The following is a 12,679-nucleotide window of genomic DNA, read 5'->3' on the forward strand; positions in this document are numbered from 1 at the left end:
CGGCTTAGGGACTCTGTCCCCAAGACCCCTGCCAGAGGGACCAGTCCCTCTGGACTCCCTTCCCGCCTGCGGCGGGCTTTCCCCAATGTTCCTCCTAGTCTAAAGCCTCGACGCCAGCTGGGGGTAAGGCCGCTTGCGCTTGAAGAACTCGTACACCGAGCAGCCCTTGTCTACCAGGGTCACCACAGCCCCCTCCCGGCACCGGGGCGGCCTGCGCAGGGTCACCGGGAACATGTGGGAGCGGATGATGTCCTCCTCCCGGCCTGTCAGCTCCAGCTCCTGCCGGGCGTTGCGCCAGGCAATCTCCGGGTGCCGGGACCAGTGCCCCTTATGGGCCGGGTCCCCGTCCTGGGCGTCGTAGAAGAAATAGTCGTGGAGCAGCGCCCCCCGGGCCATCTCCTGCATGTGGAACGCAATGCCCAGCATAGCCGCCAGCCGGCAGCTGTAGTAGGCCACCGCCACACTGTGCAGCAGCCGGCAGGTATTGCCGTGCTGAGGGTAGCCCGCCATGGCCCGCAAATTTGAGCGCTCCGTCACCTCCTCATAACAGCCCCAGAACTTCTGAGGGTCCCATCGCTTTGCCATATGATTCCTCCTGACTTTGGTATATCAATATATAAACACATGCCTACATGCCGGTACATGCGGGAAATAACCCCGCGGCTCTCCCGAAGGGGCGCGGCCCCTCTGTCAGCAAATGAGCCGGCAGACCTGCCGGGCAAACTCCGCCGGGTCCTCCAAGGGGGTGCCCTCCAGCAGCAGGGCCTGGCCGTACAGCACCTGGGCGTACAGGCCCAGCCGCTCCTTGTCCCCGTCCAGGGCCTTCAGCTTCTGAAACACCTCATGCTCCGGGTTCAGCTCCAACACCCGCTTGGCGTGGACCTTCTCCCCTGCCGGCATGGCGTTGAGCACCTTCTCCATCTCGCTGGAAATGCCCCCCTGGGTGCTGATGCAGGCCGCGTGGCTGCCCAGTCCGCCCCGCAGCACCACCTGCTCCACCTTGCCCGAAAGGCCCTCTTTCATGGCCTCCAGCAGGGACTGGTTCTCGTCCGCCAGGGCCTTGTTGTGCTCCTTCTCCTCCTCGCTTTCCAGGTCCAGGCCCTCGGCGGAGAGGTTTTTGAACTCCTTCTCCTGGTACTTTTCCAGCACCCGCAGGGCGAATTCGTCCACATTGTCCGTCAGGCAGAGAATCTCGTAGCCCTTCCCAATCAGAGCCTCGGCCTGGGGCAGGGCCAGAATGCGCTCCGCCGTTTCGCCGCAGCCATAGTATATGCAGGTCTGGCCCTCCTGCATACGGGAGACATACTCAGAAAGGGTAGAAAGCTTTTTCTCATGGGAGCTGGTAAACAGAACCAGGTCCTGCAGCTCCTCTTTTTTCGCCCCAAAATTGTCGTACAGGCCGTACTTCAGCTGCAGGCCGAAGCTCTTCCAGAACTCCTCATACTTCTCCCGGTCGTTGGTGAGCATGGACTTGAGCTCAGAGGCGATTTTCTTCTCCAGGCGGCCGGCGATGAGCTTCAGCTGCCGGTCATGCTGCAACATCTCCCGGGAGATGTTCAGGGACAGGTCCTGAGAGTCCACCAGGCCCTTGACAAAGCTGAAGCAGTCCGGCAGCAGGTCGGCGCATTTCTCCATGATGAGCACCCCGCTGGCATACAGCTGCAGGCCCTTTTCAAATTCCCGGGTGTAGTAGTCGTATGGGGCTGTTTTGGGCACAAACAGCAGCGCGCTGTAGGTGGCCGCGCCCTCGGTGGAGGTGCGGATGACCCGCAGGGGCTCCTGCCAGTCCATGAATTTCTCTTTATAGAAGCCGCTGAGCTCCTCATCCGTCACCTCAGACTTGGCCTTCTTCCAGATGGGGGTCATGGAGTTCAGGGTCTCGTCCTCAAACCAGGTCTCATACTCCGGCTCCTTGCCGTCGGTTCCCGTGCCCTCCTTGAGCCTGGACCTCTGCATCTCCATTTTGATGGGATAGCGGATGTAGTCGGAGTAGCGCTTCACCAGCTCCCGCAGGCGGTACTGCTCCAAAAAGGCCGAGTAGTCCTCCCCGTCGCCGTCCTCCTTCAGGGTGAGGGTGATGCGGGCGCCCCGCTGGGGGTAATCGCTCTCGGTAATCTCGTAGCCGTCCAGCCCCTCCGAGGTCCAGGCCCAGGCCTGGGCCCCGTTCTGGGTGCGGGTCCCCACCACCACCTTGGAGCTGACCATGAACGCCGAGTAAAAGCCAACGCCGAACTGGCCGATAATGTCCACCTCCGCCCCGTCCTCGGGCTTGCGGTCTTTCATGTTCTCGTTTTTGAACTGAAGCGAGCCGCTTTTGGCAATCACGCCCAGGTTGTTGTCCAGCTCCTCCCGGGTCATGCCCACGCCGTTGTCTGTGATGGTGATGGTGCGGGCCTCCTTGTCGGCGTGCAGGCGGATGAAGAAATCCTCCCGGTTCAGGCCGGCCCCGCTGCCGCTGAGGCTCTGGTAATAGAGCTTGTCGATGGCGTCGCTGGCGTTGGAGATCAGCTCCCGCAGAAAAATTTCCTTGTGGGTGTAGATGGAGTTGATCATCAGGTCCATCAGCCGTTTTGATTCCGCCTGAAACTGTTTGAGAGCCATGGGTGCAATACTTCCTTTCAATAGAATATAAATATGTAAAATTAGGGTTGACACAGAAAACAGCGCGGGGCAGCCCCGCCGGTCCTGGGTATTTCCTAAAGGATATTATAGCATGTTCCACAGGAATGTTCAAGTGTTTGCCGCAGGCAGGAATGCCCAAAAAGCAAACCGGCGGGCCCGTTGCCAGGGTCCGCCGGTTGATTTGCCTGTCTGTGCCGGGCGCTGCCCTGACTGGGCCTTATTTCTTCTGCCCCTGCTCGTAGCCCATGGCCCGGTAACGGAAGCTGGACAGGGGCATGCCGCAGGCCCGGGCGGCGGCGGAGCCGGTCAGCTTGCCGTTCTTCCACAGCCGGTAGACGGCGGGGTAGTTTTTGGGCAGGGGCCGGGGAGGCCGGCCAAAGCGCACGCCCCGGGCCTTGGCCGCGGCAATGCCCTGGGCCTGACGCTTGCGTATGTTCGCCCGCTCGTTTTCCGCCACAAAGGAGAGAATTTGCAGCACCAGGTCGGCGATAAAGGTGCCAAGCAGGTCTTTGCCGCTGCGGGTGTCCAGCATAGGCATGTCCAGCACGCACACGTCCACCAGCTTCTCCTTTGTGAGCAGCCGCCATTGGTTCTGGATCTCCGTATAATTCCGCCCCAGGCGGTCGATGCTCATAATATAGAGCAGGTCGCCGGGCTGCAGGCAGCGCAGCATACGCTGGTACTGGGGCCGCTGAAAGTTTTTGCCAGACTGCTTGTCGCTGAAAATATGATTGGGAGGCACCTCCTGCTTCAGCATTGCCAGCAGCTGGCGGTCCTCGTTCTGGTCGGCGCTGGACACTCTCAGGTATGCGTATACGCTCATACCTTAACCCCCTTCAAGGTTCCCGTTTCGGGTTTATCCTCCCATTATTACATAATTTTCCAGGTCTTTGGAGGGAAAGGCTTCAATTTCCCTCTTAACGTAAAATAGCCTCACCTGTCGAAAAAGAGGGAAAGGCGGGAAGGGGGCAGAGCGGCGCGGGCTGTCCCGTTTTTTCAGTGAAGGAGCTGAAAAGCAGCGGCATGTATGGACGCGCTGCCGAACGCCCCACACCGCGCTGGGGACGGCCTGTCTTTTCCATACCGGTTGACAGCCCCCGCCGGAATGGAGTATGATAGGGATACCATCACCTGCGCCCCGGAAAGGAACCCTTATGGACCTCAGCTTTCTCCTCTCAAATCCTCTTATCAATGTCAGCATCCTCTCATGGGCCGCCGCCCAGGGCATTAAAACCCTCATCGACACGGTCAAGCACAAGCAGTTTGACCGCCGGAGGCTCTCTGGGGCGGGGGGCATGCCCAGCTCCCACTCCGCCGTTACCTGCTCGGTGCTGCTCACCTCCTACTATCTGTACGGCTTCAACTCGCCGGTGTTTGCCCTGAGCTTTGTGGTCGCCCTGATTGTTATGTACGACGCCACCGGGGTGCGCTGGGCGGCAGGCCTGCACGCCAAGGCCATCAACCGCATTGTGGAGCACCTGGACGCGGAGGACCCGGAGGACGACCCGGACCTGCGGGACCTGATTCCCCGGCTCAACGAGTCTTTGGGCCACCGGGTGCGGGAGGTTGTGTGCGGGGCGGCGCTGGGGTTTCTCATTGCCCTGCTGGGACATTTGCTGCGGCAGGGGCGGCTTTGAGGCCGCAAATATAGTAAACGCACTGGCGGCGCGGGCATACCTGTGCCGCAAGGTTCAAAAGAGGTATCAACTCTTTTGAACTGCCTTAACTATAAAAGCAGGCGGCGTCTGCTGGGGACGCCGCCTGCTTTTCACTTTTTTCCGCCCCGTACCCACGCCAGCAGCGCGGAGCCTGCCACCGCTGCCAGCACGTACGCCAGAATCCCCACGAAAAAGGGTCCGCCCATCCCCTCACTCCCTCAGTGTCAGTCTGAGAACTGGTACCAATAGGAGTTTGCACCTGCCTTTTCGGCAAATTGCACGGTTGACTGTGCTGCAAACCAATCGCGAGACTGCCTGGGGATTTGCGCCTTGGCAAAATTTCCTCGAAAGTCCAGGCACAAATCCGATTGGTACAAGGCCTAGGGCTTGTTTGAAAATAGAGGAAATGACGGATTTTTGACCAGAAGCGGTCAGCTTCAAGGAGAAAACCGCAAGGAATACTTGCGTATTACGAGGATTTTCGACGCAGAAGATGGCTGCTTCTGGGTAAAAAGACGGCGTTTTCGATTTTTCAAACAAGGCCTAAGCCTGCTCCGCGTCAGCCAGCACAAACACCTGCTGCTCGCTGCCCAGCACCTCCAGCGTCTCCAGGTCCTCGGGCTCCAGCTCCTGGTTCAGCCGCACCGCTGTATATACCGGCGGGGTCTCCTGTCCCGGCAGAAGCACGCCCTGGGTCCGTGTGTTCTCATAGTATAGGTATTCGCCCCGGGCTGTCCAGTATTCCGTGCCCTCGGGTCCTCCTGTTCCCGCGGGCTGAAAGCTCCCGTCCCGAATCACCCCTGCTTCCAGCACCGGCTTGCCGTCCACCTGGGCCACGCACAGCCGAACCCGCAGCCGGCACCCCAGCCGCCCCTGGTTGCGGAATGCCACGCCGCCCTCCGCTGTCTCGTCCATAGAGACCACGGGGCTGCCCTCCCGGTCTCCGGCGTTCTGGCAGACGGCCTCTACCCGCAGGGGCTCCTGGTGGGGCTTCAGCCGCCAGCACAGGCCGAACAGCACCGCCAGTACCATAAGCAGCGCCGCTGCCCCTATGCCCCGGCCCCTCATGGCTCCGCCCTCAGCCGGTAGCTCTGGCCCACCGAGCGCTGGGGGCCTGCCGCCGCCTCAAAGCGCAGAACCGTATGGCGGCGGGCCGGGTCCACGGTGTCGTCCTCCTGGCAGAGGCCCAGGGCGCAGGTCTGCTCGTCAGCCGCGCTGCCCTCCATCGCGGTGACCGTGTACACCCCATAGGGCAGGCCGGTAAACTCCGCCTCAAGAGCCGGGGGGCCGCCCATAGGGTCCGCCTCGGGCCGGGCCAGACTGTAGAGGGTGAGCCCCTGCCCTCTCAGCCGGAACAAGGCCGTGCCAGTGAGAGGCGCGTTCCTCCCCTCCACCCGCACCAGCACGGCGCCGCTCTCTACCCGCACCCGGTACAGCAGCTCCTTGCGCCGCTCACGGCCGTCTGTTCCCCGCAGGCAGGCGGAAAGGCGGTAGGTCTGGTCTGTTTTTGGCCGCTGACGGCCCAGCTCCCCCAGCTCCCGGGGGCCCTGGGGGCTTGTCCAGGCAACGCTCAGCTCTCCCTCTCCGCCGCCGAGAGCCTCCCGGCAGGCCTGGGCCAGAGGCCGGCCCTCATGCCGCAGGGGCACCGCCTCCCCCAGAAAGATGGTCTCCTCAGCCCAGACGGGCTGGGCGGAGGAGGAGGCTGCGCTTTGGGCTTGTCCCTGGGGGGCGGTCAGGGTGAGCGCGGCCAGCAGAGCCCCCCACAAGGCCAGGCAGAGGGCTGGTCTTCGCAGTTTTTCAGGCATATTGTACGCTCCTTTCTTTTTTATAGCTACAAGGTAGCACGAATTTGCCGGAAATTTTGTCATACCCTGCGGGCGGCTTGAAAGTTTCAGAGAGATAGCGTATAATAGAGGTAAATATCGTAAACTCGCTTAACGAAAAGGTACATGACGGTCGTTAATAGCAGGGAGGTTCTGTTTTTAACCGGGCCCAGCGAGCGCAGACGCGGGGGTCTTCCGCGGCTGCGGGACATTTTGCGCAGCGGAATGTCCCTCCCCTTGCGGAGCAAGGGGGCGAGCGGCCTGTTTGCGGGCGGCTGCCCTCGTAGGCCGCGTGCCCTTGCAATCACTTGCCCTTACAATCAGGATATTTCCCAGTCATGCCACCGCCACAGAGAGGAAGCCGCCCATGTAAAACACCCCGCACGCCTCATCCATTTCATATCAAAAAGGAGTGCATTCCTGTGCCAAATATCAAGAACGAAATCACCCGCCGCCGGACCTTTGCCATTATCTCCCACCCCGACGCGGGCAAGACCACCCTCACTGAAAAATTTCTCCTCTACGGCGGCGCCATTACCCTGGCCGGCATGGTCAAGGGCAAGCGCAATTCCCGGCACGCGGTGTCTGACTGGATGGAGATTGAGAAGCAGCGCGGCATCTCTGTCACCTCCTCTGTCATGCAGTTTGAATATGACAATTATTGCATCAATATTCTGGACACGCCCGGCCACCAGGACTTCTCGGAGGACACCTACCGCACTCTGATGGCCGCGGATTCCGCAGTGATGGTTATTGACGCGGGCAAGGGCGTAGAGGCCCAGACCCGCAAGCTCTTTAAGGTCTGCGTTATGCGTGACATCCCTATCTTCACCTTTATCAACAAGATGGACCGGGACTCCCGGGACCCCTACGACCTGTTGGAGGAGATTGAGCGGGAGCTGGGCATTGGTACCTATCCCATGAACTGGCCCATTGGCTCCGGCGTGGACTTCAAGGGGGTCTACGACCGGGAGGACGGCCGGGTGCTGCGCTTTGTGCCTGAGGAGAGCGGCGCGGGCCGCCGGGAGGTGGAGGAGCAGGACTACGCCCTGGACGACCCGGCCCTGTGCCCGGCCATTGGCGAATATTTATACAACACCCTGAAGGACGATGTGGAGCTGCTGGACGGGGCGGGATATGAGTTTGACCTTGCAAAGGTGCGCCACGGCAAGCTGTCGCCAGTGTTTTTTGGGTCGGCGCTGACCAATTTCGGCGTGGAGCCCTTCCTCAAGTCCTTCCTCCGGCTGACCACCCCGCCCCTGCCCCGCCAGGCCGGGGACGCGCTGGTGGACCCTTTCCGGGAGGATTTTTCCGCTTTTGTGTTCAAAATTCAGGCCAACATGAACAAGGCCCACCGGGACCGCATTGCTTTTATCCGCATTTGCAGCGGCAAGTTTGAGAAGGGCATGGAGGTGGACCATGTCCAGGGAGGGCGGCGGATCAAGCTGAGCCAGCCCCAGCAGATCATGGCCCAGAGCCGGGAGATGATCGAGGAGGCCTACGCCGGGGACATTATCGGCGTGTTTGACCCCGGGCTGTTCTCTATTGGGGACACCCTGTGCGCGCCGGGGAAAAAGCTGCGCTTTCAGGGCATCCCCACCTTTGCCCCAGAGCTGTTCAGCCTGGTGCGCCAGAAGGACACTATGAAGCGCAAGCAGTTTGTAAAGGGAGCCAACCAAATTGCCCAGGAGGGCGCCATTCAGATCTTCCAGGAGCTGGGCTCGGGCATGGAGGAGGTCATTGTGGGCGTGGTGGGCAGCCTGCAGTTCGATGTGTTCCAGTACCGCATGGAGAACGAGTACAATGTGGAGGTCTATATGCAGACCCTTCCCTATTCCTTCATCCGCTGGGTGGACAATGAGGACATGGACGAGCAAGCTCTGAAAAAGCTGAACCTTACCTCTGACACCAAAAAGGTCCAGGACCTGCGGGGGCGGTATCTGCTGTTGTTTGCCAACCAGTGGAGCATCAACTGGGCGTTGGAGCGCAATGAGGGACTGCTGCTTTCTGAGTTCAGCGAGGGCTGAGCACAGAGTATGCCACACTATAAGAACTTGTGCCAACAGGATTTGCGGCTGGAATATCGAGCAAATTTAGAGCTTATCCCGGAATGAGACGTGCGCAGATTGCGCAGTCAGATTTATCGTCAGATGGCGTCAGAATTTTGCAGGCAGGCTGACGCCTGTCAAGAAATTTGGACGCTATATGACGGAAAATATGCAAGCAAGATGCGTGCGGATCATTTCGGGATAGGCTCTAAATACCGCGTTCGCGCTTTTTGGCAGTGGAGCGCGGGCCTGAACCAGTCGGATGCCAGGCAGGCGGGAGTTGGCCCCGGGTTTGCCCAGCATTGATCTGGAGTTCACCGAAAAAAGTCAGTAAAAAGGAAGGAGCGGGGCTGTCCCGCTCCTTTTTGGCTGTTATTCTTCCTTGTTCCGGCTGTCTGTGGGCTCTGGCCCGGGCTCCATTTGCAGATGGGGGGCGCTGGCCGCGTGAGCGATAAACCGCTCCACCCTGCGGGAACGGACCTGCTCCCGTTTCCAGGCCAGCACCGCGCCGCTCTCCAGGGCGGGGCGCAGGGGCACCGCCCGCAGGCAGGGGCAGGGGGCAAAGCCCTTGTCCAGGCAGATGGCAGCGCCCATGCCCTGCTCCACCAGCACAGCGGCGTTGTTAATGAGATTGTACCGCACCGGCACAGCCACCTGGCGGAACAGCGTCTCTCCGAACCACTCCCCCAGCATGTCCAGCACCTGCTCCCGCCAGCCCAGAAGCAGGGGATAGCGGGCCAGCTCCTGGGGGCCCACAGCCTCCGCCTGGGCCAGGGGGGAATCCTCCCGGACCAGCGCGCACCAACGCTCCCGCAGAGGCATGGGGACTGTGTGATACCGCTGCACATCCACCGGCTCCATAAGCAGGCCCAGGTCCAGCAGGCCGTTTTCCATGCGGTCCTTCACCTCGTCGGCTGTGGCGCTGTAGATGCGGAAGCCCACTAAAGGGTGTTCCTCCCGGAAGGAGGCCATCAGCCGGGAAAGGCAGGCCATGTTCCGGGTTTCGCCGCAGCCAATGGCAATCTCCCCGGCCAGCTCCTCCCGGCTGCGGAACTCCTGCCGGGTCTTGTCCGCCAGCTCCAGCAGCTCCTGGGCCCGCCGCTTCAGCAGCAGCCCGTCCTCTGTCAGCACCACCCGGTGGCCGCCGCGGCGGAACAGCGCCGCGCCCAGCTCCTCCTCCAGCTGCATCAGCTGCCGGGACAGGGTGGGCTGCGTAATATGCAGCAGCCGCGCGGCCCGGGTGATGCTCTCCTCCCTGGCCACGGTGTAAAAATATCGCAGGACCCGCAGTTCCATAAACGCTCCTTTCTCCCAGGGGGTGTTCGCATAAGCTGAGTGCGCGGATGTTTGAGCAGATTCCAGTCAAAAATTCGCAGAGCTGCTTGCAGCTCTTACACACCTGGCGTACTTCAAGAATTCTGGGCGCAGAAGATGGCAAAAATCCGCCAAAAAGACGGGCGGGGACGCTTGTGTGAACACACCCTGACAGGCCGCCTGTCCCAGGCCTGCCCAGGGATCGGTTCTGTCCACTGGGACAACGCCGTCCTCCGCTGTGCCCGCCGCTTTTATGACTCTATTCTACCCCAGAGGACCGCCGCAGTCAATGAAAAAATAAGCGGGGCCTGGGGATGGCCCGGCGGGGGAGCTGCCGGTCCCCATTGGACATCTGGGGATTTTGGCGGCGCGGCTCTTACGGCTGTCTCCGGCATAGGGCGGAATCACACAGACGCATCTCCGGCAGGCGCGGAGCTCAACGGCTGTCGGAGCGCAAAACGCCGGGCCGTACACATCTGCGCCCAGTCTTTGCAAATTGTCAGCAGGAGCGGCCCACAGGGTTTTCTTTTTTGTTATTGTGTGGTATAATCTGGTCAACGCTAAAAATATGCGGGGGTTCCCCGCGAAAGAGGTGCTTTTTATGATGACCTTAGGCGCTCAACTGTTCACCCTGCGGGAGTATACCCAAACCGAGAAGGACCTGGACTTCTCTTTGGCCCAGGTAAAGGAAATGGGCTATGAGACCGTCCAGCTCTCGGCCATCGGCCCCATTGCCCCCCAACGGGTACGGGAGCTCTGCGACAAGCACGGGCTTCAGATCGTCCTCACCCACACCAGCCCCGACCGCATTCTCAACGACACCGAGGCGGTGATTGCGGAGCACGACCTGATGGGCTGCGACTACATCGGCATTGGCATGATGCCCAAGAAGTACGCCTCTGCCCACTGGCTGAGCCATTTTGCCGGCGACTACCGGGAGGCCGCCAAGAAAATTGCCGCCGCGGGCAAGCTGCTGATGTACCACAACCACAATGTGGAGTTCCAGAAGTTTGGCGGCAAGCTGGTGATGGAAACCCTGATGGAGAGCTTTGCCCCGGACGAGCTGGGCTTTACCCTGGACACCTACTGGGTGCAGATGGGCGGCGGGGACGTGTGCGGCTGGATGGAGAAGCTCAGCGGCCGCATTCCCTGCATCCACCTGAAGGACATGGCCGTAAAGGGCTGGGAGCCGGTGATGGCTCCGGTGATGGAGGGGAACCTGGACTTTGACAAAATCCTCGCCACTGCCAAAAGCTGCGGGGTGAAGCATCTGCTGGTGGAGCAGGACGACTGCCAGGGCGAGAGCCCCTTCGCGTGTTTGGCCACAAGCTTCCGGAACCTGCAGGGGAAGTATTGACAAGCCTGGCCGGCTCTCCGCCGGCCGGATGAGGACAGAAAAGGGCAGCGAGCGCAGACGCAGGTTCTTTGCGGCTGCGGGCCCTTTTGCGCAGCAAAAGGGGCGGCTTGCGCCCCAGGCGCAAGTGGGCGAGCGGCTTGATTGCTGCCGGGCCGTGTGGGCCGCGTTTTTGCTCCTGCGCGGCCTTTGGCTTCTGTTTTTTTGCGAAAAAGCGCCTTGCCGCAGCCTGCCTGGTTACATTTTAATATAAATAGTTTGCGTATTTCCAACAAGCGGGTTGCCTTTTTTATAAGAATGTATTATAATCTAACAATATAAGTTTCAGTTTTTGAAAGGGGCTCCGCTATGGAAGGGAAGAAACGGAAGCAGAAGATCCTGATTGTGGACGACTCGGAGATGAACCGCTCTATTCTGGTAGATATGCTGGGCGACGATTACGACACCATCGAGGTGGTCAACGGCCTGCAGGCGGTAAACGAGCTGCAGAAGAACGCCGCTGACATCAACCTGGTGATGCTGGACATTGTTATGCCTGAAATGGACGGCCTTGAGGTGCTGGCGGTTATGAACCAGCGCCGGTGGATCGAGTCTATCCCCGTTATCATGATCTCTGCCGAGACCACCTCCGACCGCATCTCCCAGGCCCTGGAAATGGGCGTTACGGACTTTATCAGCCGCCCCTTTGACGCAAAGATCGTCCAGCGCAGAGTGGTCAACACCCTGCTCAGCTCCGCCAAGCAGGCGGAGCTGGAATCGCTGGTAGCGGAGCAGATGTATGAAAAGGAGCAGAACGGCCTGCTCATGATCGACATTCTCAGCCATATCGTGGAATTCCGCAACGGCGAGAGCGGCCTGCATGTCATCCATGTCCGCAGGCTCACCGAGGTGCTGCTGGAACGGCTGGCCGTTAAAAACCCGGCCTATGGTTTGAACCATGAGAACATCGCCCTGATCAGCGAGGCCTCGGCCCTGCATGACATCGGAAAGATCGCCATTGACGAGAAAATATTGAACAAGCCCGGCCGCCTCACCCAGGAGGAGTTCCAGATCATGAAGACCCACTCCATGGTCGGAGCCCAGATGCTGGGGGGGCTTTCGGTGCATCAGGGAGAGCCCCTGGTGCAGGTGGCCTATGAGATCTGCCGCTGGCACCACGAGCGTTGGGACGGCCGGGGCTATCCCGACGGCCTGAAGGGGGCGGAGATTCCCATAGCCGCCCAGGTGGTGGCCATGGCCGATGTGTATGACGCCCTCACCAGCGAGCGGGTGTACAAGGCCGCTTTCTCCCACGAGCAGGCCATTCAGATGATTATTGGCGGAGAGTGCGGCAGCTTTAACCCCTTGCTGCTGGAATGCCTGCAGGAGACCGCCGACACCCTTTTGGAACTGCTTAACGACAAGGGCAGGGAGCACGCGAAGCCTCAGAAGGACCTGAATAATATTGTAGAGAAAATGTCTCAGCACAGCGAGCTCAGCGCCAGCAACCGCACCCTGCGCCTGTTGGAGCATGAGCGGATGAAGTACAGCTTCTTCGCTGCCATGAGCAAGGAGATTCAGTTTGAATATACCATGTCCCCGGCTGTGGTGTCGCTGAACGCCTGGGGCGCCCGGAACCTGGGGCTGGACGAGATTGTCATGGAGCCCCTGGAAGACCCCAGGGTACAGGCGTTCTTCAGTCATGGCCTGGGAGAAAAAATACACGACGCCCTGTACAGCACCACCCCCGAGAGCCCCATTGTCAGCTTTGAGGGCAAGATGAACTGCAACGGCGAGATGAGATGGTACCGCTTTGTGCTGCAGTCTTTGTGGACGGAGGATGAGCCCCCTGAGCTGCGGGGAGTCATTGGCAAGGCGGTG

General features: G+C 60.4%; 10 protein-coding genes. 4 read left to right on the forward strand and 6 right to left on the reverse strand.

What is annotated here, in order from left to right:
• Positions 1-99: 99 nt before the first annotated feature.
• From ACTO5E_RS07755 to ACTO5E_RS07765, 3 genes are all read right to left on the reverse strand, one after another.
• Positions 100-585, reverse strand: coding sequence for an HD domain-containing protein (locus ACTO5E_RS07755; protein ID WP_482302841.1), 486 nt, complete (start codon positions 583-585; stop codon positions 100-102).
• A 105-nt stretch (positions 586-690) separates the two neighbouring features.
• Entirely contained in the window at positions 691-2,601 is a 1,911-nt protein-coding gene (htpG, locus tag ACTO5E_RS07760) for a molecular chaperone HtpG (RefSeq protein WP_482302842.1), read from the reverse strand.
• A gap of 238 nt (positions 2,602-2,839) precedes the next feature.
• On the reverse strand, positions 2,840-3,445 hold the full coding sequence (locus ACTO5E_RS07765; RefSeq protein WP_482302843.1) for a recombinase family protein: 606 nt from the start codon (positions 3,443-3,445) through the stop codon (positions 2,840-2,842).
• A 331-nt stretch (positions 3,446-3,776) separates the two neighbouring features.
• Between ACTO5E_RS07765 and ACTO5E_RS07770 the strand changes: the two genes are divergently transcribed.
• Positions 3,777-4,259: a divergent PAP2 family protein gene (locus ACTO5E_RS07770; RefSeq protein WP_482302844.1), complete on the forward strand. Its 483-nt coding sequence runs from the start codon at positions 3,777-3,779 to the stop codon at positions 4,257-4,259.
• 564 nt (positions 4,260-4,823) lie between these two features.
• Here the strand turns inward: ACTO5E_RS07770 and ACTO5E_RS07775 are convergent.
• Together ACTO5E_RS07775 and ACTO5E_RS07780 are read right to left on the reverse strand one after the other, a co-directional pair.
• On the reverse strand, positions 4,824-5,348 hold the full coding sequence (locus ACTO5E_RS07775) for a hypothetical protein (RefSeq protein WP_482302845.1): 525 nt from the start codon (positions 5,346-5,348) through the stop codon (positions 4,824-4,826).
• Positions 5,345-6,085 (reverse strand): hypothetical protein, encoded by a 741-nt coding sequence (locus tag ACTO5E_RS07780; RefSeq protein ID WP_482302846.1) that lies wholly within the window; start codon positions 6,083-6,085, stop codon positions 5,345-5,347. The genes ACTO5E_RS07775 and ACTO5E_RS07780 overlap by 4 nt, the downstream gene beginning before the upstream one ends.
• Before the next feature lie 440 nt (positions 6,086-6,525).
• On the opposite strand from ACTO5E_RS07780, the gene ACTO5E_RS07785 reads away from it, so the two are divergent.
• Complete coding sequence (locus tag ACTO5E_RS07785) at positions 6,526-8,130, forward strand: peptide chain release factor 3 (RefSeq protein ID WP_482302847.1); 1,605 nt, start codon at positions 6,526-6,528, stop codon at positions 8,128-8,130.
• Between the two features lie 393 nt (positions 8,131-8,523).
• Here the strand turns inward: ACTO5E_RS07785 and ACTO5E_RS07790 are convergent, their stop codons facing one another.
• Entirely contained in the window at positions 8,524-9,447 is a 924-nt protein-coding gene (locus ACTO5E_RS07790) for a LysR family transcriptional regulator (protein WP_482302848.1), read from the reverse strand.
• A 619-nt stretch (positions 9,448-10,066) separates the two neighbouring features.
• Between ACTO5E_RS07790 and ACTO5E_RS07795 the strand changes: the two genes are divergently transcribed.
• On the forward strand, positions 10,067-10,822 hold the full coding sequence (locus ACTO5E_RS07795) for a sugar phosphate isomerase/epimerase family protein (RefSeq protein WP_482302849.1): 756 nt from the start codon (positions 10,067-10,069) through the stop codon (positions 10,820-10,822).
• A 345-nt stretch (positions 10,823-11,167) separates the two neighbouring features.
• Positions 11,168-12,679 (forward strand): HD-GYP domain-containing protein (locus tag ACTO5E_RS07800; RefSeq protein ID WP_482302850.1); only part of this gene is annotated, 1,512 nt, incomplete at its 3' end.

It is taken from the genome of Acutalibacter sp., from assembly GCF_056800975.1.